The sequence below is a fragment of the Methylobacterium sp. A52T genome (assembly GCF_053346095.1).
Genome location: NZ_JBKFBI010000014.1, coordinates 1 through 26,292, shown reverse-complemented (window position 1 = coordinate 26,292; position 26,292 = coordinate 1). Strand labels below are relative to the sequence as shown.

Below are 26,292 nucleotides of genomic sequence, written 5' to 3'. Positions count from 1 at the left end.
CCAAATCGTGCGTGTCCTCGGCGGCGGCGCTCGCGTCAGAACTCGCCCGCGAGGCCGGCGCGGACACCGACGGCGTTGTCGCCGCCGTAGGCCACGCCGGCGGTCACGGCGATCGGGACGCAGCAGGTCGGCAACCGGTGCGCCACGGCGAGGCCGCCGGCCCACTCGCCCCGGTAGGTCGCGCCGTTGGTGGCCCAGGTCGTCTTGCCCGGCGCCGACGGCATCGGCGCGGTCGCCATCGCGATCGCCATGGCGACGCCCTGCCGGGCCTCCTTCCGCGTCTGGATCGCGTAGCGCTGGACCGAGTCGGTCTTGGCTTCCAGGTTGTTGACCTGCGCCTGCACCGAATCGATCCGGTTGCCGAGGCCGGCGATCGTCGACGGTCCGTAGGCCGAGGCCGCGAGGTTACCGTTCGCGTCCGTGGTCACGAAGGCCGTCGCTCCGCTCTGGGCGGCGGCGCTCGCCTGCGAGGCGATGCCGGCCAGCGTGTACGTGTTCGCGGAATTGCCGATTGCGACCTGATTGGCCTGGGTGGTCTTCACGTTCGCGCCGATCGCGATCGTGTTGGCCTGGTTGGCGGCCGCCCCGTTGCCGAGCGCCACGCTGTTGTTGCCGGCCGCCGAGGCGGCCGCACCGACGGCGGTCGAGCCGGTCCCGGTCGCGCCGGCGACGAAGCCCAGGGCGGTGCTGCCGGCTCCGGACGCCGCGGAGGCAGTGCCGACCGCCGTTCCGCCGAGGCCCTGCGCGCTGGCCGCGTAGCCGAGGGCGACGCTGCCGGTGTTGGCCGCGCTGGCGCCTGTGCCGACCGCGGTCGAGGCCGTCCCGGCCGCGCTCGAACCGTATCCCACCGCCAGCGCGTCGCTGCCGACAGCGATCGGCGCGGCCTGGTTGCTGGTGTTGTTGGCGGCGACGCCCGTGACGCTCGTGAGCTGCGAGAGCCTCAGTTCGTTGATGACGGTCTGCCCCTGGGACTGCGTCACGTTGCCGGTGATGATGTAGATGCCCTGATTGGACCCGCCACCGGTACCACCACCGGTACCACCCCCACCGGTCCCGCCTCCGCCGGTCCCACCCCCGCCGGTGCCGCCGCAGGTGCCGCAGCTGCCCGTTCCGGTCCCTCCCGCGGTTCCGAGGGTCAGACCGGTGCCGAGCAGCCCGTCTCCCGGACCGGTTGTGCCGACGAGCACGCCGGTCCCGAGCACACCCCCGCCGGTGGTCCCGACGTTGAGCCCCGTTCCGAGGACGCCGGTCCCGGGAGCGGTGGTGCCGACCGTCACGCCGGTGCCGAGCACGCTGCCGCCGGTCGTGGTCCCGACATTGACGCCGGTCCCGAGGACGCCGGTCCCGGGATTGGTGGTGCCGACCGTGACGCCCGTGCCGAGAAGGCCGCCATTGGTCGTCCCGACATTGAGGCCGGTTCCGAGCACACCGCTGCCGGGGCTGCTCGTGCCAACCGTGAGCCCGGTGCCGAGGATGCCATTCGTGGTTGTATCCAGGGCGCCGCGCAGGAGCTGCGCCTGGGCGGGCGTCGCCAGGGCCGTGCAGAGCAGCAGCACGGCCGCGATCGGGATCGCGCGGGCGGCGCCCGGACGGATGACAGCGATCATCGCAGTCCGCGGCACAACCGGGACGACGGTCAAGGGACGCATCTGGAACTCCATTGCTGCGCGGCCGGGGAGCGATTCCGATCCGGCCCTGCGACCCGGTGGTCGGTAAGCAGGAACGAGATGCAGCTTCTGGTAGAATGATTAACGCTAACTTTCAGTTGTATTTGGTTTCGTCGTTTCCCGTACAATGACGCGGTTCGCGGCGGCCGGCGCCCGCCCCGCGGCCCGCCTCAGAAAACGCGTGTTTGCGCGGCGATATCGCGCCGCAAAGGGGCTATAGGGGCTTGGAAATCCGAGCTTTCGGCAGGGAACGGACGCGTGATGGACGGTCGAGGTCAGACCATTTTCGTGGCGGGCCACCGCGGCATGGTGGGCTCGGCGATCGTGCGTCGCCTGCGTGAGCTCGGTCACGAGCGCATCCTCACGGCCGACCGCCGGACCCTCGACCTCCTCGATCAGGCCGCGGTCCGGCGCTTCTTCGCCGAGAACCGCATCGATCAGGTCTACCTCGCCGCCGCGCGCGTCGGCGGCATCCACGCCAACAACACCTACCCGGCCGAGTTTATCCACGAGAACCTGCTGATCCAGTCCAACCTGATCGACGCCGCGCACACCCACGACGTCGACCGGCTGCTGTTCCTCGGCTCGTCCTGCATCTACCCGAAGCACGCGCCCCAGCCGATGCGCGAGGACGCCCTGCTGACCGGGCTGCTCGAGCCGACCAACGAGCCGTACGCGATCGCCAAGATCGCGGGGATCAAGATGTGCGAGAGCTACAACCGCCAGTACGGGCGCCGCTATCGCAGCGTGATGCCGACGAACCTTTACGGGCCGAACGACAACTTCCATCCCGAGAACGCCCACGTGCTGCCGGCGCTGATGCGCCGCTTCCACGAGGCGAAGCGGGAGGGGCTGGCGAAGGTCACGGTCTGGGGCACCGGCCGGGCGATGCGCGAGTTCCTGCACGTCGACGACATGGCGCAGGCCAGCGTCTACGTGATGGAGATGGACGACGCGGTCTACGCCGCGAACACGCGCCCCGACCTGTCGCACATCAACGTCGGCACGGGTGAGGACTGCACCATCCGTCAGCTCGCCGAGGCGCTCGCGCGTGTGATCGGCTACGCGGGCGAGCTGGCGTTCGACGCGACCAAGCCGGACGGCACGCCGCGCAAGCTGATGGACGTGTCGCGGCTGCGGGCGATGGGCTGGCGGCCGGAGATCGCCCTCGAGGACGGCCTGCGCCAGACCTACGGCTGGTTCCTGGAGAACCACGCGACCCTGCGGAGCTGACCGGGCCCGCCGTCCCGCCGCCCGGCTCACCGACTATCGCACAGCCACCGGGCATCCGCCCGGCGAGGAGACGGACCATGGCCCACCGGCCGCCCGACGACAGCGCGGACGCGCGACGGCGGAAGTTCCTGCAGAGCTTCCAGAACTTCGACGCGAACACCCGGTTTCCCGCGCCCTACGCGCAGTTCGCCGGGAAGCCGCTGACCCAGGCGTCCGATCAGGGCTGGCGCTACGACGCCCTCGGGTATCGCAACGACGCGCACGCGGACGCGCGGCCGCCCTCCGAGACGCTGCGGGTCTTCGTCGTCGGCGACAGCACGCTGATCGACGGTCAGGTCTTCGCCGACACCGTGCCCGGACGCCTGGAGACCGGGCTGAAGCAGGCGCACGGGCCCGGCGCGCGGGTCTACAACTTCGGCGCGGTCTCGGCCTGCCTCAACCAGATGATCGCCCTGATCACGACGCGGCTGATGGACCTGCAGCCCGACGTCATCCTGGTCGTCGGCGGCGCGACCGACATCTTCCAGCCCTGGAGCTTCGATCCGCGGGCCGGCGTTCCCTACAATCACTTCGCGAATGAGAGCCTCTACGACTACTTCTTCGACCCGAGGAAATCCGCCGCGGACGCGGAGGACCTGTCGTATGACGGCCTGCAGGCGATGATCTTCAATCGCCTCGAGAACCTGCGCGCGCTCACGAACTGGCAGTCCGACATCTGGGAATGGGAGGTGGTGCGGCAGTTCGAGCTGGCGCTGAAGCGCCTCGCGCGGCTCGCGCCCGGGATCGGCGCGCCGGTGCGGTTCCTCCTGCAGCCGACGGTCGTCCGGAAGGGGACGCTCGCGGGTGCGGAGGCCGGCGCCGCGTCCGGCGCGTTCCTCGCCTATCTCGACCGCCAGTACGAGCGCTTCGAGAGTGTCCTCGGGCGGCTGGACACGGCCGACCGGGCCTTCGCGGCGCGGGACCTGAGCCGGCTGTTCGAGGCCGACACCCGCGCCCTGTTCACCGACATCGTCCACGTGACTTCGGAGGGGCGCCAAGCGATGGCCGACCATCTCCAGGCGGAGGTGGTCGAGACGGTCGGGGCGGCGACGGCCGCCTGAGCCATGGCCGAACCGATCGTCTTCGTCGGTGACTCGATCACGGAGCTCTGGGGCTTCCACCGGGCCGGCACTTTCGAGGCCTACGACCTCATCCCCCGCGGCGGCTCCGGCCAGACGGCGCGCTGGATCACCATGCGGTTCGCCCGCGATCTCGCGGAGACCGGCGCCCGGGGCGTGCATCTCCTGTGCGGCGTCAACGATATCGGCCGCAACGAGGGCGTCTTCGTCCCGGTCGAGGAGATCTGCCGGACGCTCGCCGGCATGCTCGACGAGGCCCGCGCCCTGGGCGTGAAGGCCTGGATCGGCTCGCTCACGCCGGTGGACGGCATCCCGTGGAACCCGGAAGTGCGGGACGCACCCGCGATGATCGCGGCGGTCAACGCGTGGCTCTGGGACCACGCCCACGAGCACGGCGCGACGTTCATCGATTACCACGCCGTGCTGGTATCCGAGACCGGCGGGCTCCGGCCGGACTACGGGACGGATGGGCTCCACCTGAGCCCGGCCGGATACGCGGCGATCGAGCCGCTGATGCTCCGGGCGCTGGGGCGCATCCCGGATGCCCCACCCGCGCCTGTCCAGCCGGTGAAGAATGCGCCTGCGAGCACGACCCGGTCCGTCCGCGCGCGCCTCATCGGCGTCGCGGTGGCGGCGGCGGCCCTGCTGGCCGCCGTCGCCGCCCTGGTCCTCGAGCTCCGCTGATCAGACCCGGCGCACCGCGCCGTGCGCCGCGCTCGTCGTGAGCATCGCGTAGGCGCGCAGGGCCGCGCTCACCTTCCGCTCGCGCGGCTTCGCCGGTTGCCAGCCCGCCGCCTCCTGGGCGGCCCGCCGCTGGTCGAGCTCCGCCGTCTCGACATCGAGGTGGATGCGCCGGTTCGGGATGTCGATGGCGATCCGGTCGCCGTCGCGCACGAGGCCGATGAGGCCGCCCTCGGCCGCCTCGGGCGAGACGTGCCCGATGGACAGGCCCGACGACCCGCCGGAGAACCGCCCGTCGGTGACGAGGGCGCAGGCCTTACCCAGACCCTTCGATTTCAGATAGCTCGTCGGGTACAGCATCTCCTGCATGCCGGGGCCACCGCGGGGGCCCTCGTAGCGGATCAGCACGACCTCGCCGGCCGTGACCTTGCCGTTGAGGATGCCGTCGACGGCCGCGTCCTGGCTCTCGAACACGCGGGCGGTGCCCATGAAGGTCAGGATCGAGGCGTCGACGCCCGCGGTCTTCACGATGCAGCCCTGCTCGGCGAGATTGCCGTAAAGCACGGCGAGGCCGCCATCCTGTGAGTAAGCGTGCGCCGCGTCGCGGATGACGCCGCCCTCCCGGTCGAGGTCGAGCGCGTCGAAGCGCGATTCCTGGCTGAACGCCACCTGGGTCGGCACGCCGCCCGGGGCCGCGCGGTAGAAGGTCTGGACCGAGGCGGCCGGTTCGCCGCGCACGTCCCAGCGGGCCAGCGCCCCGCCGAGCGTCCCGGCCGAGACGTTGCCGACGCCGGTGTCGATCAGGCCGGCCCGGTCGAGCTCGCCCAGGATCCCCATGATGCCGCCCGCCCGGTGAACGTCCTCCATGTGGACGTTGGCCACCGCCGGGGCGACCTTGCACAGCACCGGCACCCGCCGGGACAGCCGGTCGATGTCCGCCATGGTGAAGGGCACCTCGCCCTCGTGGGCGGCGGCCAGCAGGTGCAGCACCGTGTTGGTCGAGCCGCCCATGGCGATGTCGAGGGTCATGGCGTTCTCGAACGCCCGGAAGCTCGCGACCGCGCGCGGCAGCACGCTGGCGTCGTCCTGCTCGTAGTGGCGGCGGGCTAGATCGACGATCAGGTGGCCGGCCTCGACGAAGAGGCGCTTGCGGTCGGCGTGGGTGGCGAGAACCGAGCCGTTGCCCGGCAGCGCCAGTCCGAGGGCCTCGGTGAGGCAGTTCATCGAGTTCGCCGTGAACATGCCGGAGCAGGAGCCGCAGGTCGGGCAGGCCGAGCGCTCGATGACGGCGACGTCCTCGTCGGAGATCCGGTCGTCGGCCGCCGCGATCATCGCGTCGACGAGGTCGACCTTCTTGGCGATGCCCGGCAGCTGGACCTTGCCGGCCTCCATCGGGCCGCCCGAGACGAAGACGGTCGGGATGTTGAGGCGTAAGCTGGCCATCAGCATGCCGGGGGTGATCTTGTCGCAGTTCGAGATGCACACCATCGCGTCGGCGCAGTGCGCGTTGACCATGTACTCGACGGAATCGGCGATCAGCTCGCGGGACGGCAGCGAGTACAGCATCCCGTCGTGGCCCATCGCGATCCCGTCATCGACCGCGATGGTGTTGAACTCCTTGGCGACGCCGCCGGCCGCCTCGATCTCCCGGGCGACGAGCTGGCCGAGGTCCTTCAGGTGGACGTGGCCCGGCACGAACTGCGTGAAGGAGTTCACCACCGCGATGATCGGCTTGCCGAAGTCCGAATCCTTCATGCCGGTGGCGCGCCAGAGGCCGCGGGCACCGGCCATGTTGCGGCCGTGGGTGGTGGTGCGTGAGCGATAGGCAGGCATCGAGAGCTTCGACTGGTTCAAAGGTGAAGGGCTTCTGCGCCCGCGCCCGCGCATCCGCAAGCGTCGCCGCGAGGCCGGCAGCCGTGGCATGCTTCTGGCGGATGGCAGGCGGGAGGGGCGGATCGCGATGACACAGGTGGATTTCCTCCGGCGCGCGATCGCGCAGGGTCAGGGCCGGGCCGAGGCCGATCTGGTCCTGAAGGGCGGCCGCTTCCTCGATCTCGTCACCGGCGACCTCGTCGCCTCCGACATCGCGATCTGCGGCGACCGGATCGTCGGGACCTTCGGGCAGTACCGCGGCGTCCGGGAGATCGACGCGTCCGGCAAGGTCGTGGTGCCGGGTTTCATCGACACGCATTTCCACGTCGAGTCGTCGCTGATGCCGCCGCAGGAATACGAGCGGTGCGTCCTGCCGCACGGCGTCACCACCGGGATCTGCGACCCGCACGAGATGGCCAACGTGCTCGGCACCGACGCCTTCACGTGGTTCCTCAGATCCTCCGAGACGCTGGCGATGGACCTGCGGGTGCAGCTCTCGTCCTGCGTGCCGGCCACCGACCACCTGGAGACCTCGGGCGCCCGGATCGAGGCGCAGGATCTCCTGCCCTTCGCGACGCACCCGAAGGTGATCGGCCTCGCCGAGTTCATGAACTTCCCGGGCGTGCTGGCGGGCGATCCGGGCGTGCTGGACAAGCTCGCGGCCTTCCAGGGGCGGCACATCGACGGGCACGCGCCGCTCCTGCGCGGCCTCGGGCTCAACGGCTACATCGCGGCCGGCATCCGCACCGAGCACGAGGCGACATCGCCCGAGGAGGCCCGCGAGAAGCTGTCGAAGGGCATGACCGTGCTGATCCGCGAGGGCTCGGTATGCAAGGACCTGCACGCCCTCGCACCGATCCTGACCGAGCGGACGGCGCCGTTCCTGGCCTTCTGCACCGACGACCGGAATCCACTCGACATCGCCGAGGAGGGGCACCTCGACTTCGTCATCCGCACGGCCATCGCCCTCGGCGTGCCGCCGCTGGCCGCCTATCGGGCGGCCTCCTGGTCGGCGGCTCGGGCCTTCGGGCTGCACGACCGGGGCCTCGTCGCGCCCGGCCAGCGCGCCGACCTCGTCGTGCTGGACGATCTCGCCGCCTGTGCCGTGTCGCAAGTCATCAGCGCGGGCCGGCCGGTGGACGCGGCGCTCTTCGACGCGCGCGCGTCGATCGAGCCGATCGGCCGCCGGAGCGTGCGGGCGCGGCACGTGACGGCCGCCGACTTCGCCGCTCCGGGCTCCGGGCCGTCGACGCCGGTGATCGGCGTCGTCCCCGGCAAGATCATCACCCTGCGGCACGACCTGACGCTGCCCTATTCCGGCGGCGAGCGCCGGATCGACCTCGACCAGGACGTCATCAAGGTCGCGGTGGTCGAGCGCCACGGCCGGACACAGCCGGGCGCGCGCGGCGTCGGGGTCGCGTTCGTGAAGGGGTTCGGCCTCAAGCGCGGCGCCATCGCCTCGTCGGTCGGGCATGACAGCCACAACATCACGGTGGTCGGGGCGGACGATGCCGACATGGCCGTGGCGGTGAACCGGCTCGGCGCGATCGAGGGTGGCTTCGTGGTGGTCGAGGGCGGCCGTGTGCTGGCCGAGATCGCGCTGCCGGTCGCCGGGCTCATGAGCCTCATGCCGTTCGACGCCATCCGCCGGTCGCTCGTAACCTTGCGCGACGCGGCGCGAAGCCTGGAGGTCGTCCTCCCGGAACCCTTCCTGCAGGTGGCCTTCCTGCCCCTGCCGGTGATTCCCCACCTGAAGATCACCGATCGAGGGCTCGTCGATGTCGACCGTTTCGCGCTGATCGATCCTTGAAATTAGATTGCGCACAATCTAAATGGGCTGTGCGGAAGCGAGTCGGCACCTACATGCCGGCGGCATCCCCAAACCGGAGAGTTCCATGCCCGTAGACGTGAAGTACCGCACCACCGCCACGGCCACCGGCGGCCGCGACGGCGCCGCCCGGACAGCCGACGGCAGCTTCGAGGTCAAGCTGTCGACCCCGAAGGAGCTCGGCGGCGCGGGCGGTCCGGGCGCGAACCCGGAGCAGCTCTTCGCGTCCGGCTACTCGGCCTGCTTCCTCGGCGCCATGAAGGCCGTCGCGCCGTCGCTGCAGCTGAAGGTCCCGGCCGAGACCACCGTCACCGCCGACGTCGGCATCGGCCCGCGCTCCGAGGGCGGCTTCGGCATCACCGCCGACCTGACCATCAGCCTCCCGGGCCTGGACCGCGCCGACGCGCAGAAGCTCGTCGACGCCGCCCATCAGGTCTGCCCGTACTCCAACGCGACCCGCGGCAACGTCAACGTCGGCCTGAAGCTGGCCTGATCCCGCCCGGGGCCGGCCCGCGGACGCGTCCGCGGGCCGCTGCGCCGCTTTTCGCTCGCCCACGGCGCGGCGGCGGTCCCGATCCCGGCCCAATCTCGGATGCGGACCGAGCGTCCGCGGCCTCTCACTCGTCTGCCCGGGCCCGCATGCAGACATGGCCCCCCGCGTCGAGGGTCACGCCCTCGAACGCCGTCCCGGCGACCCGCCCGCAGACCCGAAACACCTGGTTCGCCGTCATCGGCGCGACCCCGCGATACGTGAACGTCCGCGGCACGCGTCCGAGGAGCGTCGCGGCGAGGTTCATCAGCAGCGTCGCCTGCATCGGGCCGTGCACGACGAGGTCGGCGTAGCCTTCCACCCGCGTCGCGTAGGGCTGGTCGTAGTGGAAGCGGTGGCCGTTGAAGGTCATCGCCGAGTAGCGGAACAGCAGCGTCGGCGTCGCCGGCACCTCCCAGATCACCGCGTAGGATTCGGAACCGTCGCGCTCGGGCGCGGCGCCGGTTCCCGTCTGTGCGCCCGCCGCCTCGCGGTAGACGATATCCTGCCGCTCGCGGATCGCGACGCCCCGTTCGGTCGAGACCGTGTGGTCGACGGTGACGAAGCACAGGCTCCCGCTCCGCCCGCTCTTGAAGGCGACGTCCCGCACGGTCTCGGTGCGCGTGACCGTGTCCCCCGCGCGCAGGTCCGAGAGCGTCTCGATCTCGCCCCCCGCCCACATCCGCCGGGGCAGCGGCACCGGGGGCAGGAAGCCGCCCTTGGCGGCGTGGCCGTCGGGTCCGAGGGAATCGGCCGGCGGCGTCTCGGGCGCGAGACACCAGTGCAGGGCCGGCTCCGCGATCCCGCCGGCGACCGGCGCCAGATGCGGCGCGAAGGTCGCGCGGAACTCGGCGAGGAGGCGCGGGGTGACGAGGTCGGACGCCGCCCGCGTCCGGCCGATCCAGGCGCTGAGATCGGTCATGTCAGTACGAGCGCGGCAGGCCGAGCACGTGCTCGGACAGGTAGGCGAGGATCAGGTTCGTGGAGATCGGCGCGACCTGATAGAGGCGCGTCTCGCGGAACTTGCGCTCCACGTCGTACTCCTCGGCGAATCCGAAGCCGCCATGGGTCTGGATGCAGGCGTTCGCCGCCTCGAAGGACGCGTCGGCAGCGAGCATCTTGGCCATGTTGGCCTCGGCCCCGGGATTGGCCCCGCCCTCGTAGAGGGTCAGCGCCTCGCGGACCATGAGCTCGGCCGCGCGCATGTTGGCGTAGGCCTTCGCGATGGGGAACTGCACGCCCTGGTTGGCACCGATCGGCCGCCCGAAGACGGTCCGCTCGCCGGCATAGGCCCGGGCCCTGTCGATGAACCACTTGGCGTCGCCGACGCACTCGGCGGCGATCAGGATCCGCTCCGCGTTCATGCCGGACAGGATGTAGCGGAAGCCCCTGCCCTCCTCGCCGATGAGGTTCTGCGCCGGAACGCGAAGATTGTCGAAGAAGACCTCGGTGGTGGCGTGGTTCATCATCGTGCGGATCGGCCGGATCGTCAGGCCGTTGCCCTTCGCCGCGCGCATGTCGACGAGGAGCACCGACAGCCCGTCCGTGCGCTTCATGCCCTCGGCCCTCGGCGTGGTGCGGGCGAGGAGCAGCATCAGGTCCGAGTGCTCGGCGCGGCTGGTCCAGATCTTCTGGCCGTTGACGACGTAGTGGTCGCCCTCGAGACGCGCCGTCGTCTTCAGGCTGCCCGTGTCGGTGCCGGAGGTGGGCTCGGTCACGCCGAAGGCCTGGAGCCGCAGGCGGCCCTCCGCGATGCCCGGCAGGTACTCGGCCTTCTGCGCCTCCGAGCCGTGCCGCAGCAGCGTGCCCATCGTGTACATCTGCGCGTGGCAGGCGCCGCCGTTGCAGCCCGCCCGCTGCACCTCCTCGAGGATCGCGGCGGCCGCCGAGAGCGGCAGGCCGGAGCCGCCGTACGCCTCGGGGATCAGCACCGACAGGTAGCCGCTCACGGTCAGCGCGTTCACGAAGGCGGTCGGGTAGGCCATCTCCCGGTCGAGGGCCCGCCAGTACGGTCCCGGGAAGCCGGCGCAGAGCTTGGCGACCGCCTCGCGGATCTCGGTGTAGGCTTCCATCGGGGGCTCCTCAGGCCGTGCGGCCGCCGTCGATGGGGAGATCGACGCCGGTGATGAACGCCGCCTCGTCGGAGGCGAGGAACAGGGCGGCGGCGGCGATGTCGCTCGCCTCCGACAGGCGCCCGAGGGGGATCGTGGCGATGAAGCGGTCCCGATTCTCGGGCGTGTCGAGAACGCCCATGAAGTGCTCGAGGAGCCCCGTGGCGCCCATGACCGGGCAGAGGGCGTTCACCCGGATCTTCCAGGGCGCCAGCTCCAGGGCCAGCGACTTCGAGGCGAGGCTCGCCGCGCCCTTGGAGGCGTTGTACCACGTCAGACCCGGGCGCGGCCGCAGCGCCGCCGTCGAGCTGACGTTGAGGATCGCGCCGCCGCCCGCGTCGCGCATCAGCGGGGCGACTTCCCGGATGTAGTGGAAGATCGACTTCACGTTGACCCGGAAGACCCGGTCGAAATCCTCCTCCGTCACCTCCATCAGCGGCTTGTTGCGGTGGGTAGTGCCAGCGTTGTTGACGAGAATGCTCGGCACGCCGAAGCGCTGCCGCGTCTCGGCGACGCTGGCGGCGACGTCGGCGGCCAGCCCGACATCAGCGGCGATCGCGATGGCGTTCTCGCCGAGCGCCGCCCCCCGCGCCCCGGCCCGCCCCCCCGCCGGGTCCGCGCCCGGCCACCCCGCCACCAGCGGCGATCGCGAGGGCGTTCCCGCCGAGCCCCGCCGCGACGCGCCCGGCCGCCGCGCCGTCGATGTCGACGCAGGCCACCCTGGCGCCCTCCGCGGCGAAGCGCTGGGCGATCCCGGCCCCGAAGCCGCTGCCGGCCCCCGTCACGAGCGCGATCTTGCCGTCCAGTCTCATGGTCTCCTCCCGCCCATTCCGATGTGCTGTCAGATCACCGTCCTCGAGCCCGGCGCGCGAATTCCTCGCGGATCCGCGCCCCGTGCTCGTCGATCGCCGGGACCGGCCCGAGGGCGCGGACCGCGCCGTCGATCAGCACCGGCGGCGCCACGATCCGGGCCGGCCCCGAAGGCGTCCGGACCTCCGCGCGGATCAGCGCGGGGTGCGTGGCGAGGTCCGCCAGGGTGTTGACGAAACCGTAGGCGGTGCCCGCCGCCTTCAGCCGGGCGGCGGCCGCGTCGCGGCTCAGCCGCACCAGCGCGGCGCCGATGCGCAGGTCGACCGCGGCGCGGTTGGCCACGCGGGCGTTGTTGGACGCGAAGCCCTCGGCCCGGGCGAGCTCCGGCTCGCCGAGCACGCCGGCGCAGAAATTCGCCCATTCGCGCTCGTTCTGGATCGAGATCAGCACGAGGCTGCCGTCGGCCGTGGGGAAGGCGCCGTAGGGACAGATCGACGGGTGCGCGAGGCCGACCCGCTGGGGCGCCTTGCCGGTCCCCTCGAAGTAGAGCAGCGGGACGTTCATCCAGTCGGCCGCGCCGCTGAACAGGCTGACCTCCAGGGCGCAGCCCCGCCCGGTGATCCCGCGGGCGATCAGGGCCTCGAGGACCGCGGCGTGGGCGTCCATCCCGCAGGCGACGTCGCAGACGGAGACGCCGACGCGGCCGGGCCCGGCCGGGTGGCCGGTGATCCCGGCGAGGCCGCTCTCGGCCTGGACCAGCAGGTCGTAGGCCTTCATGTCGCTGTAGGCGTTGCCGGCGCCGTAGCCGGAGATGTCGACGGTGATCAGCCGGGGGTAGCGCGCGCGCAGCTCCGCCGAACCGAAGCCCGCCCGGGCCGCCGCGCCGGGGGCGAGGTTCTGGACGAACACGTCGGCCTCCGCGAGGATCGCGTGCAGCAGGCGGGCATCGGCCGGATCCTTGATGTCGGCGACGAGGCTCTCCTTGCCGCGGTTGAGCCAGACGAAGTAGCTCGCCAGCCCGTTGACCGCCGCGTCGTAGCCGCGGGCGAAATCACCCTCCGGCCGCTCGATCTTGATGACCCGGGCCCCGGCATCGGCGAGCCGCGAGGTGCAGTACGGCGCGGCGACGGCCTGCTCCAGGGCGAGCACGGTCAGCCCTCGCAGCGGCAGGTTCTGGCTCATCCGCATCCTTCAGCGTCCCGCGGTCTCAGAGGGCCGGCGCCGCATGAACTGGAACGGCGAGAAGCCCCGCCAAGCGGGCCGCGGTGACAGGGCTGCCCGGCCATTGGCTTCGGGACGCCTCTTCCGCGACGCTCAGCGTCTCTGCGCGCGGAGCGAAGCGATCCAGATGCGCCACGCGCGCCGACGGCGCGCTGCCCTGGATCGCTTCGCTCCGCTCGCAGAGACGGCGGTCGGCCTCACTCCGCCGCGCGCAGCGCCGGCGGCCCGCGAACCTCCTCCACCGGCTCGGGGTCCTCGAGCGCCGCGTCCACCGCCCGCGGCTTGTCCCGGAACGAGAAGCGGTGCGCCAAGCGGTCGAGGTAGATGTAGATCACCGGCGTGGTGAACAGCGTCAGCACCTGGCTGACCGCGAGGCCGCCCACCATGGCGTAGCCCAAGGGCTGCCGGATCTCCGAGCCGGTCCCGGTGGCGACCATCAGCGGGATGCCGCCGAGCAGCGCCGCCATCGTGGTCATGAGGATCGGCCGGAAGCGCAGCAGCGCGGCCTTCCGGATCGCGACCTCGGGCGAGAGACCCTCCTCCCGCTCGGCGACGATGGCGAAGTCGACCAGCATGATGCCGTTCTTTTTCACGATGCCGATGAGGAGGATGATGCCGATCAGCGCGATCAGGCTGAAGTCGAACCCCGCCCACATCAGCACCGCCAGGGCGCCGACGCCGGCCGAGGGCAGCGTCGACAGGATGGTGATCGGGTGGATGAAGCTCTCGTAGAGGATGCCGAGGATCAGGTAGACCACGAACAGGGCCGCCAGGATCAGCAGCGGCACCGTCGAGAGTGATTGCTGGAAGGCCTGGGCGGTGCCCTGGAAGCCGCTCACCACAGTCGGCGGGACCTGCAGCTCCCGCATCGCCCGGCCGATCGCCTCCGTGGCCTGCCCGAGGGCGACGTCGGGGGCGAGGTTGAAGCTGATCGTCACCGCCGGGAACTGCCCCTGGTGATTCACGGCCAGCGGCGCCACCGGAACCGTCGTCCAGCGGGCGAAGGCCGCGAGCGGCACCTGCCCGCCGCCGATCGGCGCCTTGATGTAGATCTTGTCGAGGCTCTCGACGCTGCCCTGCAGCGCCGGCAGAACCTCCAGCACGACGTGGTAGCTGTTGAGCTGCGTGAAGTACTGCGCGATCTGGCGCTGGCCGAACGCGTCGTAGAGCGTGTCGTCGATGAGCTGGGGCGTGATGCCGTAGCGCGAGGCGGCGTCGCGGTCGATCGACAGCGTCAGCGTCGTGCCGCGGGTCTGCTGGTCGGTCGCGACGTCGCGCAGCTCCGGCAGCGTCTTCATCTTGTCGAGGATGCGCGGCGCCCAGGTGTTCAGCTCGGCGAGGTCCGGGTCCTGGAGGGTGTACTCGAACTGCGTCCGCGAGGTGCGGCCGCCGGTGCGCACGTCCTGGGTCGCCTGGATGAAGGTCCGGATGCCCTCGACGCGCTCCAGCTTGGGGCGCAGCCGGCCGATCACCTGGAAGGCGTTGACGTCGCGCTCGTCGCGGGGCTTGAGCGTGATGTACATGCGCCCGGAATTGAGCGCCTGCCCGTTGCCGCCGAGCGACATGCCGACGGTGGCGACCGCGGGGTCGGCCTGGACGATCGCGCCGACCTTCTCCTGCAGCGCCTTCATCGCCGAGAAGGAGATGTCCTGCGACGCCTCGGTGACGCCGATCATGAAACCGGTGTCCTGCTGCGGGAAGAAGCCCTTCGGGATCGCCACGAACAGGTAGCCGGTCAGCGCCAGCGTGGCGAAGAAGACCAGCAGCGTGACGCGGCGGAAGCGCAGCGCGACGTCGAGGGCGTCGGCGTAGACCGCCAGCAGCCAGTCGAAGGCGGCCTCGCTCATCCGGTAGAGGCGGCCGTGGCGCTCGGCGTCGTGGGCCTTCAGCAGCCGCGAGGCCATCATCGGGGTCAGCGTCAGAGACACGAAGGCCGAGACCGCGATGGTCATCGACAGCACCACGGCGAACTCGCGGAACAGCCTTCCGATGATGCCGCCCATCAGCAGGAGCGGGATCAGCACGGCGATCAGCGACACCGAGATCGACACGATGGTGAAGCCGATCTCGCCCGCGCCCTTGAAGGCGGCCTCCATGGGCCGCATCCCCTCCTCGACGTAGCGGCTGATGTTCTCCAGCACGACGATGGCGTCGTCGACCACGAAGCCGACCGAGATGGTGAGCGCCATCAGCGAGAGGTTGTCGAGGGTGTAGCCCGCCATCCACATCAGCGCGCAGGCGCCGAGCAGCGCGAGCGGCACGGTCACGCTCGGGATCACGGTCGCCCAGAAGCTGCGCAGGAAGACGAAGATCACCCCGACGACCAGCGCGATCGTCAGCAGCAGGGTGAACTGCACGTCCTCGACCGAGGCGCGGATGGTCTGCGTGCGGTCGCTCAGGATGCCGACCTTGATGGCGGCCGGCAGTGTGGCGGTCAGGCGGGGCAGCTGGGCCTTGATGCTGTCGACCGTGTCGATGACGTTGGCGCCGGGCTGCTTGAACACGACCAGGAAGATGCCGCGCTTGCCGTTGGTCCAGCCGGCCTGCTTGGTGTCCTCGGGGCCGGCGACCGCCTGTCCGATGTCGCGGACGCGCAGCGGCGCGCCGTCGCGATAGGCGACGATGACGTCGTTCCAGTTGTGGGCCGCGGTGAGCTGGTCGTTGGCGTAGATGGTGTAGCTGTGGCTGCCGCCGTCGATGCTGCCCTTCGGGTTGTTGACCGTGGTGAGGGTGAGCTGCGCGCGCACGTCCTCCAGCGACAGGCCCTTGGCCACGAGCTTGGCCGGGTCGATCTGGATCCGCACGGCGGGCTTCTGCTGGCCGCCGATGAAGACCTGGGCGACGCCCGAGATCTGGCTGATCCGCTGGGCGAGCTGGACGTCGACGGCGTCGTCGACGTCGATCAGCGGCATGCTGTCGGAGGTGGCCGAGAGCAGCAGGATCGGCGAATCGGCCGGGTTGACCTTGCGGTAGGTCGGCGGGGTCGGGAGGTTCTTCGGGAGCTGGCCGCTGGCGGCGTTGATCGCCGCCTGGATGTCGCTCGCCGCGCCGTCGATGTTGCGGTTGAGGTCGAACTGGACCGTGACCGTCGAGATCCCGAGGGAACTCGTCGAGGTCATCTGCGACACGCCCGGGATCTGCGAGAACTGCCGCTCCAGGGGCTGCGCCACCGACGAGGCCATCGTCTCCGGGCTGGCACCGGGCAGCTGCGCGGTCACCTGGATCGTCGGGAAATCCACCTGCGGCAGCGGCGCGACGCCCAGCAGCGGGTAGGCCACGATCCCGAGGAACAGGATGCCGACCATGATCAGCGTGGTCGCCACCGGGAACCGGATGAACGGCGCCGAGATGCCGCCCTTCATGGCCGGGCCCCGCGCGGGGCCGCGCCCGCCGTGAGGCGTGCCGCGGGCGTCACTGGACCGCCTCCGCCTGCGCGGTGTGGGCCGCGTGCGGATCGGCCACGAGGCTGCCGTCCTGCACCTTGTACTGGCCGGCGACGATCACCCGCTCGCCGGGCCGGAGGTCGCCGCTGAGAACGCGCGTCCGTCCCGAATCCGAGCGGCCCGCCTTCAGCGCGCGCTGATGCGCCCGGCTGGCATCGTCCACCACGAAGGCGAACAGCCCGTCGGGCCCGTGCTGGATCGCGTCGTCCGGCACCGTCGTGGCGACCGCGACCGTGCCGACCCGCATCTTGGTGGAGACCGACAGGCCCGGCCACAGCGCGTGGTTCCTGTTCTCGTAGACGGCCTTGAGGCGGATCGTGCCGGTCGCGGTGTCGACCTGGTTGTTGAACAGGGCGAGCTTGCCGTCGGCGAGCTTGGTCAGCCCGTCCGACGTCCAGGCCTCCACCGGCACGTCACCGGCCTTGAGGGCCGCGGTGATGGCGGGCAGCTGATCCTCCGGGGCCGTGAACACCACGAAGATCGGCTCGACCTGGGTGATCGTCACGATCGGGGTCTGGCCGGCCGCGTTGACGATGTTGCCGATATCGACCTGCCGGAAGCCCGTGACGCCGTCGATGGGCGCGCGGATCGTGGCGTAGCCGAGCTGCGTCGTGGCGTTGTCGATCGCCGCCTGGTCCGACGCCACCTGCGCGGTGAGCTGCGCGACCAGGGCCGTCTGCGTCTCGGTCTGCTGCCGGGAGGCGAAGGCGCCCAGCCCGGTGTAGCGGACGAGGTCCGCCTTCGCGTTGCCGAGGTTGGCCGTGTCCTGCTCCTTCTTGGCCTTCGCCTGATCCAGCGCTGCCTGGTAGGGCCGCGGGTCGATCTGCACCAGCACGTCGCCCTTGCGGACGGTCTGCCCCTCGCGGAACGCGACCTGCTGGATCTCGCCGTCGACGCGCGTGCGCACCTGGACGGTGTTGTACGCCTGGACGGTGCCGAGGCCGTTCGACACGAGGGCGAACGGCCCCTGCTCGACCGTTCCGAGGGTGACGGGCACCGGCAGCGGGGCCGCCGCCCTGGACTTCACCGCGGGCTGGTTCAGGCGCGTGTAGCCGTAGGCGCCGCCGCCCGCGACGGCGAGCAGCAGGAGGATCAGGCCGGCCGCGCCCGAGCGCTTCTTCGCCGGTCCGGTCGCGGCGCGACGCGCGTCGCCGTGGCCCCGGTCCGCCACCGTCTCGTCCGCGCGAGACCCGTCGCGGTCGTGCACGTCCTCACTCAGCATGCGCCGCTATCCGCCCGTTGATCCGACCGCTCCGCGGCCCGGGATAATTTTGCATTCAATAGCATACAATGGCCGCGCCCGACATCGCGACGCTCCCCGGCTCGCGGCAATGTTCCGTGAGCGGAAAGCGTGCTACCGCCGCCGTGACTGGGCCGCGCCGCGCCGCCGGACGCTCCGCGCGGACCACAGGCGCCCGGCATGCCCGCGCGGGATGGCCGCCGACGCCGCGCCGAGGATGTGAGACCGGGACGCCGCATGGCCTCGACCCTGGAACTGGACGGCCTGAACGAACTGCGCGACGCGCTGATCGAGGAGCGGCAGGTCATCGTCGCGTCGGTGCGCAAGCTGCGCGACGCGCGGCGGCAGAAGGGCACCTTCGTGCTGGGCGACGGCGCGGATGCCGGGCCGCGGCTGGTCGCCGTGCAGGAGCAGATCGTGGTGGTCGAATCCATCATCGCCGCGCTGACGCGATCCCGGGCCTGAGGTGCTCGCGGTCCGATCGGAAGCACCCGTGCGGCGCCCGGGCCCTGGCCGATACCGATCGGGATTGTCACAGTTCGGTGTCCGAGATGTTTCTGAGGCTCGCGGCGTGCGCGGGCCTGGGCGGACACTGTTCGAGGCGACGGGCCGCGTCGCCGGTCGCGCATTCATCGGTTATCGTCAATAGATTATTTAATTCATGTCCCGGCACGCGCCGATATAGCGGCTGCTGATGCAACTCGGTCGAACAGGATCATCGTCCCGGTCGATCGACCGCCGTCAGCCACCTTATCCTCGCCGATCTACGATCCGGTGTTCGGTTTGCCGGCGATGGATTGCGCCGCGCGTGACGATCCCGTCGGCTTGTACAGGATCTGCCCAACTTTCGGGCTGGACGATCGCGATCCTGTCCTGTTAGCGGACCGCACCTCAAGGCGCGGAACCTCGAACATGGACGCCTTCGATCACGCCAATATCGCGCGCGATACCGACGAAACCGTCGATACGCCTCTCGAGGATGAGCTCGTCGTGCTCTGGCGGGCGCTCGCCGCGGACCGGCGCGCCCAGGATGAGCGGACCGCGCGCCTGCGCGCCATGCGCCTCATCGGCGGCGAGGACGCCGCCGACTGATCACGCGGTCTCCGGCACGCCGCCCGGCAGCCGGCTCGCCAGCACGAAGCCGACCGCCATCGCCATGGCCTCGGCCTGCGCGATCAGCGTCGGCTCGCCGGCCTCGCGCGCCGCCTGCAGCAGCTCGATCGCGTACCGGCCGAGGCGCAGGTCCACGTCGTCGTCGCCGGCCGGGACCCCGTCCGGAATCCCGTGATTCTGGCTTCGGTCAGTCATTGGCGTGCGTGGGTCTCGATGCTGCGGGCCTGGGCGCGAACGGCGCCGAGGCCGCGATCCAGGATTGCGTGTCGGTGACGTCGCCGAACACCCGCATCACCGCGCTCACCGAGCGGTGGATCACGTCGGCGGAGATGCCGTCGAGGTCGTGACTCGCGGAGGCGTCGGACAGGAAGGTCACGTCCTGGCCGCGGTGGAAGCCGTCGACCGCCGTCGCGAGGCAGGACGACTCGCCGGCGAAGCCCGCGATGACGAGCGGCGGCGATCCCCGCTCCATCGCGTCCGCGAAGGCGGGGCTGGCGTAGCAGGACGGGCGGTCCCGGTCGAAGATCATGTCGCAGCCGTGCGGCTCGAACCCCTCGATCCAGCGGACGAACCGGCTTCCCGCCTGGAACAGCGGCGCGCCGATCCAGCGGACGTAGACGACCTGCATGCCGCTCGCGCGGGCATGCGCGAGGGCGCGCCGGCAGTTGGAGAGCGCGGGCTCGATCCCCGCCAGGGCGAGCGGGCGGCCCGCGATCTCGTATTCCTGCTGCATGTCCACCAGCACCAGGGCGGGGACGCTGCGCGGCCGGCGATACAGCGCCGGGTTGATCGGCCGGTTCATCGCGCGGCGACCGCCCGGTCGACGGACGGGCGGGTCACGGCGCGGCTCCGCGAGCGGTCGAGGGCGCCCGCCCGGTGCCAGCGGCCCTCCGGCCGGATGATGACGTAGGGGTCGGCGCCGAGGCCGATCGCCTGCGGGTGCGGCTCCGCCTCCATCAGCATCTCGACGTAGTCGAAATCCGAGAAGACCAGCTCCTGCGCGCCCTCGAAGACGCGGAAGCCGAAGCGGCTCCAGAAGCCGACGAGGCGCTTCTGGGCGTGGCCGTAGAGGCGCCGGTAGCCCTTGACCCGGGCCAGCTCGATCCCGGCGCGGACCAGCGCGAAGGACAGCCGCGTGTTGCGGAACTCGGCCCGGACCGCGAGGCGCTCGATCTTGGCGAAATCCGCGAAGAACCGGATGCGCAGGCAGCCCGCCGGCTCGTCGCCGACGTAGCCGATCAGGTGCGTCGCCGAGAGGTCGTTGCCGTCGAACTCCTCCTCGTACGGGCAGGCCTGCTCCGCCATGTAGACGGCGGCGCGCAGGGCGATCACGCGGGACAGGTCCTCCATGCTCCGCGCGACCGCGACGCTGATGCCGGTCCCGCCGGACCGGTGGGTGTCGTACGGGGGCGCCGGCTCCGCCTTCGGCCCGCGGGCGAAATGGTACAGGGGCCCGCGGGCGGAGGTCTGCGCCGTGAAGCCGAGGGTCGTCAGGAGGTCGGCGCCCTCGGGGGTGGCGGCGCGGGCGTAGAAGTCGACGCCCCGGTAGGTCGGGCTCGACAGGCGGTCGAACACGAGACCGACGCCGCCGGAGAGGCGCCGCCGCGCGTAGACGGCCCAGACGTAGATCCCGGCCGGGCGTTCGTGCTGGCCGGCCAGCATCGCGGCGGGCGGGTCGGACGCGTCGAGCGTCCCGGCCTTGAGCGCCGCCATGCCGTCGGCGTTCAGCATCAGGCAGGCCACGAACCCCTCGCCCCGCGGATCCGCGGCGTCGAACCGGTGGCGCTGGGCGATCGCCAGGACGCTGTCGGGATTGATCGACATCACCCGCTGGACGGTGCGCAGGGGCGCGAGATCGGGCAGATCCGCGCGCGCCGCCGCGATCAGCCGCGCCAGATCGTCCGGGGTCGGCGTGAAGATGACGAGGTGGCGGGCAATTCGGCCGACCTCGAGCGCATTCAGCGCGTGCCGCGGCTCGGGAGAGACTAGCGCTGTACCGAGTTGATCGGCGTCCTTGGCGACGAACTGCGCGCGAGCAATGTGCACCGTCATCGGATGACCTGTCATTCGGGTACGGATTGACGGTTAAGCACTACGCATCTAGCGCTCTGGCTGTATGTGCAAAATTTGAAACAGGGGTGTTCCGTCGATGGAACAGGCGGAGGCGATCCGGGACCCGATGCCCGACTGGCAGAGCATCCGGGTCTTCCTGGCGCTCCAGCGGTCCGGCAGCTTCCGCTCGGCGGCCACGAAGCTCGGCCTGTCGGTGAACTCGGTGCGGCGCCGGATCGACGACCTCGAGGCGCTGATCGGCGCGCCGCTGCTGACCCGCCACGTCGACGGCATCCGCCTCACCGCCGAGGGCCACGCGATCCTCGAGGCCGCCGGCCGCATGGAGGCGGCCGCCTTCAGCCTCGTGCGCACTGGCGAGGGCGCGCCCTTCGCCGAGACCGGCGAGGTGCGGATCGCCGTGACGGAGGGGCTGGGCGCCTTCTGGCTCGCGCCGCGGCTCGTCGAGTTCCAGCGCGCCAACCCGCGCCTGACCGTCGACCTGCGCTGCGCGATGGAATCCGCCGACGTCCTGCGGCTGGAGGCCGATGTCGCCATCCAGCTGACGCGGCCGACCAGCCCGGACTTGCGGATCGTCAAGCTCGGCCGGATCCACATGGTGCCGTACGCCGCGCGGAGCTACGAGGAGACCTACGGGCTACCGGGTCGCCCCGAGGACCTAGAGCGCCACCGGATCGTGGTGCAGGACGGCGGCCAGACCGTCGCCCTCGAGGATTACGTGCGGAGCGTGCCGGGCTTCCCCGCGAAGGTCCCGATCACCCTGAAGATCAACGTCAGCAGCGCGTATTACTGGGCCATCGCCAAGGGGGCCGGGATCGGCCTGCTGCCGACCTATGCCAGCGCGATCGGCGCGCAGGTGGTCCCGGTGGACAATCTCGGCCGCTTCAGCGTCGACATCTGGCTGACCTATCACCCGGACGCCGAGCGGATCACCCGCGTGCGGCGGACGATCGACTGGCTGCGGGCCTCCTTCGATCCGAAGCGCTATCCCTGGTTCCGCGACGAGTTCATCCATCCCCGCGACCTGCCGGGTGCCGTGAAGGGCGCGGCCCTCCCCGACCTGTTCGCCGGCTTCATCGCCATGACGTCGTGACGCCTCCCTGATCCCGGCGGGCCGCGACGGCCGCTGGTCCGGGTCCTGCAACGGCCGACGCACGCCCTTGACCGCGCCGCGCGCATGATCCTTGCTCCGGCCGCCGCGACGACGAGGTTGCCCGTGCTGCTGACGCCCCGTGAGAAGGACAAGTTGCTCATCGCCATGGCGGCGCAGGTGGCGCGCAACCGCCTCGCCCGCGGCGTGAAGCTCAACCATCCGGAATCGGTGGCGCTGATCACCGACTTCGTGGTCGAGGGCGCGCGGGACGGCCGCACCGTGGCCGACCTGATGCAGGCCGGCGCCACCGTGCTGACCTCCGATCAGGTCATGGAGGGCGTGCCCGAGATGATCCACGACATCCAGGTGGAGGCGACCTTCCCGGACGGCACGAAGCTCGTCACCGTGCATCACCCGATCCGCGGCGCGGCCTCGTCCGACATCCCCGGCGCGGTGACGACGCTGCCCGGCGAGATCGTGTTCAACCCCGGCGCCGAGCGGACCGTGATCGAGGTCGCCAATGTCGGGGACCGGCCGATCCAGGTCGGCTCGCACTATCACTTCTTCGAGGTCAATCCGGGCCTCGTGTTCCCGCGGGAGCAGGCCCGCGGCAAGCGCCTCGACATCGCGCCGGGCACCGCCGTGCGGTTCGAGCCGGGATCGACGCGGGAGGTGGCGCTGGTGCCGCTCTCCGGCGGGCGCACCGTCTACGGGTTCCGCGGCGACGTGATGGGCAAGCTCTGACCATGGCCAACACGCTTAAGCCCGCCAGCCTGCCGCGCTCGGCCTACGCCGACATGTTCGGCCCGACCGTCGGCGACCGCATCAGGCTCGCGGACACGAGCCTGGAGATCACGGTCGAGCGCGACTTCACCACCTACGGCGAGGAGGTGAAGTTCGGCGGCGGCAAGGTCATTCGCGACGGCATGGGCCAGAGTCAGGCCACGAACGCCGACGGCGCCGTCGACACGGTGATCACCAACGCGGTGGTCCTCGACCACTGGGGCATCGTGAAGTGCGATGTCGGCATCGTGCGGGGCCGGATCTTCCGGCTCGGCAAGGCCGGCAACCCGGACGTGCAGCCCGGGGTCGACATCGTGGTCGGGCCGGGCACCGAGGTCATCGCCGGCGAGGGCAAGATCCTGACGGCGGGCGGCTTCGACAGCCACATCCACTTCATCTGCCCGCAGCAGATCGAGGAGGCGCTCTGCTCGGGCGTCACCACGATGCTCGGCGGCGGCACCGGCCCGGCGCACGGCACCTTCGCCACCACCTGCACACCGGGCCCCTGGCACATCGCCCGGATGATCGAGGCGGCGGATTCCTTCCCGATGAACCTCGCCTTCGCCGGGAAGGGCAACGCGTCCCGTCCGGAGAGCCTCGTCGAGATGGTGCGGGCGGGTGCCTGCGCGCTGAAGCTGCACGAGGACTGGGGCACCACGCCCGCGGCGATCGATACCTGCCTGTCGGTGGCGGACGCCCACGACATCCAGGTCATGATCCACACCGACACGCTCAACGAGTCGGGCTTCGTCGAGGACACGATCGCGGCCTTCAAGGGCCGGACCATCCACGCCTTCCACACCGAGGGCGCGGGCGGCGGCCACGCGCCGGACATCATCAAGGTGGCCGGGCTGCCGAACGTGCTGCCGTCGTCCACCAACCCGACGCGGCCCTACACGTGGAACACGATCGACGAGCATCTCGACATGCTCATGGTCTGCCACCACCTCGACCCGTCGATCCCCGAGGATCTCGCCTTCGCGGAGAGCCGGATCCGGCGCGAGACCATCGCGGCCGAGGACATCCTGCACGACATCGGCGCGCTCTCGATGATGTCCTCCGACAGCCAGGCGATGGGCCGGGTCGGCGAGGTCATCATCCGCACGTGGCAGACCGCCGACAAGATGAAGCGCCAGCGGGGCGCCCTGCCGGGCGACGCGTCCGGCACTGACAACCTGCGCGCGCGCCGCTACGTCGCCAAGTACACGATCAACCCGGCGATCGCGCACGGCATCTCCCGGCACATCGGCTCGGTGGAGCCCGGCAAGCTCGCCGACCTCGTGCTGTGGACGCCGGCCTTCTTCGGCGTGAAGCCCGACCTCGTGCTGAAGGGCGGCAGCATCGCGGCCGCGCCCATGGGCGACCCGAACGCCTCGATCCCGACGCCGCAACCGGTGCATTACCGGCCGATGTTCGGCGCCTACGGCCGGGCGCCCTTCGCCACCGCCCTCACCTTCGTCTCGCGGGCGGCGGTGGAGGACGGCCTGCGCGAGCGGCTGGGCGTGCAGAAGGAGCTGGTCGCCGTTGAGAACGTCCGCGGCGGCATCTCGAAGAAGAGCATGGTGCTGAACGACGCCACGCCGGTCATCGAGGTCGATCCGGAGACCTACGACGTGCGCGCCGACGGCGAGCTGCTGGTCTGCGAGCCGGCCGAGGTGCTGCCGATGGCGCAGCGCTACTTCCTGTTCTGAGATAGGATGGGCCCGGTGGCAGGAGAGCCGCGATGACGAAGATCGCCCAGCTTCCGGCGAGGGACGACCTCTACACGACCGATCTCTGCCTCTGGACCGAGGAGCAGGCAGCCCTGCTCCGGGCCGGGCGCTGGCCGGATCTGGACAGCGCCAACGTCGCCGAGGAGATCGAGAGCTTGGGCGGATCCCAGAAATCCGAGATCCGGAGCCGTCTCGCCATCCTGCTGCTGCACCTGCTGAAGTGGGAGTTCCAGCCGCAGAAGCGGAAGTACGGCTGGCGCGCGACCATCCTCGAGCAGCGCATCCGGATCGATGACCTGATCGACGTGAGCCCCAGCCTCCAGTCCTGGCCGGATGCGGTGCTCGCGAAGGCCTATTCCGTCGCCGTCCTCGGGGCGGCGAGCGAGACGGGCTTGCCCGGATCCGTCTTTCCGAAATCCTGTCCCTACGCGATCGAGCAGATCCGTGAACTCGGCTTCTATCCGGGCGCGCCGGAGACGGACGTTGTCTGACCGCGCCCGAGAACCCCGCCCGATCCGTCGACCATGATCCGCGCCACCCGCATCCTCCGCCGCGACGCCCTGTCGGGCGGCGAGATCATCGACCGCGTCGTCCTCGATCACGGCGACCGCCACCGGCGCCGCGTCGCCATGCGCGGCGCCGGGGGGCTGAGCTTCCTGCTGGACCTCCCGGAGCCGACCGTGCTGGAGGACGGCGACGCCCTGGTCCTGCAGGACGGACGCCTCGTCTGGGTCGAGGCCGCGCCGGAGCGCCTGCTCGAGATCCGGGCCGCCGGCGATCACGCCCTCAAGCGCCTGATCTGGCACATCGGCAACCGGCACATCGCCGCCGAGATCGGCCCGGACGCGGTCTGGATCGCGCACGACCACGTCCTCGCCGAGATGGTCCGGGGCCTCGGCGGCACCGCCGAGCCGGTGGTGCGCCCGTTCCGGCCCGAGGGCGGCGCCTATTCCGGCGGCCACGGGCACGACCACGGGCACCATCACGGGCATGACCACGACCACCCGCATGGCGGCCACCAGCACCACCATGCCGCGGGCTGACGCCCTGGAGGCGCTGCGCCTGATGGCGTGGCTGTCGCCCGGCTACCCGGTCGGGGCCTACGCCTACTCGCACGGGCTCGAATGGGCGGTCGAAGCGGGCGACGTCCGCGACGAGGCCAGCCTGACCGCGTGGCTCCGGGACGTCTGCGAGCGCGGTGCCCTGCGCAACGACCTGATCCTGGCGGCCCAAGCCCACGCGGCGGCGCTGTCCGCGGACGGCGCCGCGCTGGTCGCCGTCAACGACCTCGCCCTGGCCCTGGCGCCGTCGCGCGAGCTGCACCTGGAGACGAGCCAGCAGGGCCGCAGCTTCCTCGACGCGACGCGCGGCGCGTGGCCGTGCGACGCCCTCGACGCCCTGGCCAGCAATCTGCCGGGGCCGGTCGCCTACCCGGTCGCGGTCGGCCTCGCGTCCGGCGCGCACGGCATGGATCCGGGGCCCGTGCTCGCCTCCTACGGCCTCGCCTTCCTCCAGAACCTCGTCTCCGCGGCCCCCCCCGCCCCGCCCCCGGGGCCGGGCGCCCGCCCGCGGGGGGGTGGGGCCCCCCCCCCGCGCCCCCCCCGCCCGCGACGGCGAGCAGCAGGAGGACCAGGCCGGCCGCGCCCGAGGGCTTCTTCGCCGGTCCGGTCGCGGCGCGACGCGCGCCGCCGTGGCCCCGGTCCGCCACCGTCTCGTCCGCGCGAGACCCGTCGCGGTCGTGCACGTCCTCACTCAGCATGCGCCGCTA

Annotated in this window: 23 protein-coding genes and 1 pseudogene; 13 read left to right on the top strand and 11 right to left on the bottom strand. The window is 71.2% G+C overall.

The window, feature by feature from the left end; translation table 11 throughout:
* Window positions 1-35 precede the first annotated feature (35 nt).
* Window positions 36-1,607, bottom strand: coding sequence for a hypothetical protein (locus ACLBYE_RS05700; protein ID WP_447693401.1), 1,572 nt, complete (start codon window positions 1,605-1,607; stop codon window positions 36-38).
* Window positions 1,608-1,928: 321 nt separating this feature from the next.
* On the opposite strand from ACLBYE_RS05700, the gene fcl reads away from it, so the two are divergent.
* The 3 genes from fcl (at window position 1,929) to ACLBYE_RS05685 (ending at window position 4,702) form a co-directional block, all read left to right on the top strand.
* Window positions 1,929-2,900 carry a GDP-L-fucose synthase gene (gene fcl, locus ACLBYE_RS05695; protein ID WP_447693400.1) on the top strand — a complete coding sequence of 324 codons (972 nt, stop codon included), beginning with the start codon at window positions 1,929-1,931 and terminating at the stop codon, window positions 2,898-2,900.
* Window positions 2,901-2,977: 77 nt separating this feature from the next.
* Window positions 2,978-4,000 carry an SGNH/GDSL hydrolase family protein gene (locus ACLBYE_RS05690; protein WP_447693399.1) on the top strand — a complete coding sequence of 341 codons (1,023 nt, stop codon included), beginning with the start codon at window positions 2,978-2,980 and terminating at the stop codon, window positions 3,998-4,000.
* A gap of 3 nt (window positions 4,001-4,003) precedes the next feature.
* On the top strand, window positions 4,004-4,702 hold the full coding sequence (locus ACLBYE_RS05685) for a GDSL-type esterase/lipase family protein (protein ID WP_447693398.1): 699 nt from the start codon (window positions 4,004-4,006) through the stop codon (window positions 4,700-4,702).
* On the opposite strand, the gene ilvD is transcribed toward ACLBYE_RS05685, so the two are convergent.
* Window positions 4,703-6,532, bottom strand: a complete 1,830-nt coding sequence (gene ilvD / locus ACLBYE_RS05680; protein WP_447693397.1) for a dihydroxy-acid dehydratase — start codon at window positions 6,530-6,532, stop codon at window positions 4,703-4,705.
* A gap of 127 nt (window positions 6,533-6,659) precedes the next feature.
* Here ilvD and ade point away from each other — a divergent pair, with 127 nt between their 5' ends.
* Both ade and ACLBYE_RS05670 read left to right on the top strand, forming a co-directional pair.
* The gene (gene ade, locus ACLBYE_RS05675) at window positions 6,660-8,381 is read left to right on the top strand and encodes an adenine deaminase (protein WP_447693396.1); all 1,722 of its coding nucleotides are present in this window, start codon (window positions 6,660-6,662) and stop codon (window positions 8,379-8,381) included.
* Between the two features lie 85 nt (window positions 8,382-8,466).
* Window positions 8,467-8,892: an organic hydroperoxide resistance protein gene (locus ACLBYE_RS05670; protein WP_020091957.1), complete on the top strand. Its 426-nt coding sequence runs from the start codon at window positions 8,467-8,469 to the stop codon at window positions 8,890-8,892.
* A gap of 124 nt (window positions 8,893-9,016) precedes the next feature.
* Here ACLBYE_RS05670 and ACLBYE_RS05665 read toward each other — a convergent pair whose 3' ends face one another.
* The 6 genes and pseudogenes from ACLBYE_RS05665 to ACLBYE_RS05640 all read right to left on the bottom strand — a co-directional run bounded on the left by ACLBYE_RS05665 (window position 9,017) and on the right by ACLBYE_RS05640 (window position 17,735).
* The gene (locus ACLBYE_RS05665; protein ID WP_447693395.1) at window positions 9,017-9,850 is read right to left on the bottom strand and encodes an FAS1-like dehydratase domain-containing protein; all 834 of its coding nucleotides are present in this window, start codon (window positions 9,848-9,850) and stop codon (window positions 9,017-9,019) included.
* 1 nt (window position 9,851) lies between these two features.
* Complete coding sequence (locus ACLBYE_RS05660; RefSeq protein WP_447693394.1) at window positions 9,852-11,000, bottom strand: acyl-CoA dehydrogenase family protein; 1,149 nt, start codon at window positions 10,998-11,000, stop codon at window positions 9,852-9,854.
* Between the two features lie 10 nt (window positions 11,001-11,010).
* A pseudogene (locus ACLBYE_RS05655) lies at window positions 11,011-11,851 on the bottom strand (SDR family oxidoreductase).
* 34 nt (window positions 11,852-11,885) lie between these two features.
* Window positions 11,886-13,031, bottom strand: coding sequence for a CaiB/BaiF CoA transferase family protein (locus ACLBYE_RS05650; protein WP_447693393.1), 1,146 nt, complete (start codon window positions 13,029-13,031; stop codon window positions 11,886-11,888).
* Window positions 13,032-13,267: 236 nt separating this feature from the next.
* Window positions 13,268-16,432, bottom strand: coding sequence for an efflux RND transporter permease subunit (locus ACLBYE_RS05645; RefSeq protein ID WP_447693392.1), 3,165 nt, complete (start codon window positions 16,430-16,432; stop codon window positions 13,268-13,270).
* A gap of 49 nt (window positions 16,433-16,481) precedes the next feature.
* The gene (locus ACLBYE_RS05640; protein WP_447693391.1) at window positions 16,482-17,735 is read right to left on the bottom strand and encodes an efflux RND transporter periplasmic adaptor subunit; all 1,254 of its coding nucleotides are present in this window, start codon (window positions 17,733-17,735) and stop codon (window positions 16,482-16,484) included.
* Window positions 17,736-17,990: 255 nt separating this feature from the next.
* Here ACLBYE_RS05640 and ACLBYE_RS05635 point away from each other — a divergent pair, with 255 nt between their 5' ends.
* Window positions 17,991-18,218, top strand: coding sequence for a hypothetical protein (locus ACLBYE_RS05635; RefSeq protein WP_042673504.1), 228 nt, complete (start codon window positions 17,991-17,993; stop codon window positions 18,216-18,218).
* A 447-nt stretch (window positions 18,219-18,665) separates the two neighbouring features.
* Window positions 18,666-18,845 (top strand): hypothetical protein, encoded by a 180-nt coding sequence (locus tag ACLBYE_RS05630; RefSeq protein WP_447693390.1) that lies wholly within the window; start codon window positions 18,666-18,668, stop codon window positions 18,843-18,845.
* Here ACLBYE_RS05630 and ACLBYE_RS05625 read toward each other — a convergent pair whose 3' ends face one another.
* From ACLBYE_RS05625 to ACLBYE_RS05615, 3 genes are read right to left on the bottom strand one after another with little or no spacing between them, the layout of a single operon-like run.
* Complete coding sequence (locus tag ACLBYE_RS05625; RefSeq protein WP_447693389.1) at window positions 18,846-19,061, bottom strand: hypothetical protein; 216 nt, start codon at window positions 19,059-19,061, stop codon at window positions 18,846-18,848.
* Window positions 19,054-19,668 (bottom strand): cysteine hydrolase, encoded by a 615-nt coding sequence (locus ACLBYE_RS05620; RefSeq protein WP_447693388.1) that lies wholly within the window; start codon window positions 19,666-19,668, stop codon window positions 19,054-19,056. The genes ACLBYE_RS05625 and ACLBYE_RS05620 overlap by 8 nt, the downstream gene beginning before the upstream one ends.
* Window positions 19,665-20,918, bottom strand: a complete 1,254-nt coding sequence (locus ACLBYE_RS05615) for a GNAT family N-acetyltransferase (RefSeq protein WP_447693387.1) — start codon at window positions 20,916-20,918, stop codon at window positions 19,665-19,667. The genes ACLBYE_RS05620 and ACLBYE_RS05615 overlap by 4 nt, the downstream gene beginning before the upstream one ends.
* Before the next feature lie 97 nt (window positions 20,919-21,015).
* Here ACLBYE_RS05615 and ACLBYE_RS05610 point away from each other — a divergent pair, with 97 nt between their 5' ends.
* The 6 genes from ACLBYE_RS05610 to ACLBYE_RS05585 all read left to right on the top strand — a co-directional run.
* A complete protein-coding gene (locus ACLBYE_RS05610; protein ID WP_447693386.1) occupies window positions 21,016-22,029 on the top strand; it encodes a LysR family transcriptional regulator in 1,014 nt (337 codons plus the stop codon).
* A 123-nt stretch (window positions 22,030-22,152) separates the two neighbouring features.
* A complete protein-coding gene (locus ACLBYE_RS05605; RefSeq protein WP_447693385.1) occupies window positions 22,153-22,773 on the top strand; it encodes an urease subunit gamma in 621 nt (206 codons plus the stop codon).
* 2 nt (window positions 22,774-22,775) lie between these two features.
* Window positions 22,776-24,503: an urease subunit alpha gene (ureC, locus tag ACLBYE_RS05600; protein WP_447693384.1), complete on the top strand. Its 1,728-nt coding sequence runs from the start codon at window positions 22,776-22,778 to the stop codon at window positions 24,501-24,503.
* Between the two features lie 32 nt (window positions 24,504-24,535).
* Window positions 24,536-25,015 carry a DUF29 domain-containing protein gene (locus ACLBYE_RS05595; protein WP_331317903.1) on the top strand — a complete coding sequence of 160 codons (480 nt, stop codon included), beginning with the start codon at window positions 24,536-24,538 and terminating at the stop codon, window positions 25,013-25,015.
* Between the two features lie 33 nt (window positions 25,016-25,048).
* Window positions 25,049-25,567, top strand: a complete 519-nt coding sequence (locus tag ACLBYE_RS05590; RefSeq protein ID WP_447693383.1) for an urease accessory protein UreE — start codon at window positions 25,049-25,051, stop codon at window positions 25,565-25,567.
* On the top strand, window positions 25,515-26,292 hold a 778-nt coding region (locus ACLBYE_RS05585; RefSeq protein ID WP_447693382.1), incomplete at its 3' end, for an urease accessory protein UreF. The genes ACLBYE_RS05590 and ACLBYE_RS05585, both read left to right, overlap by 53 nt.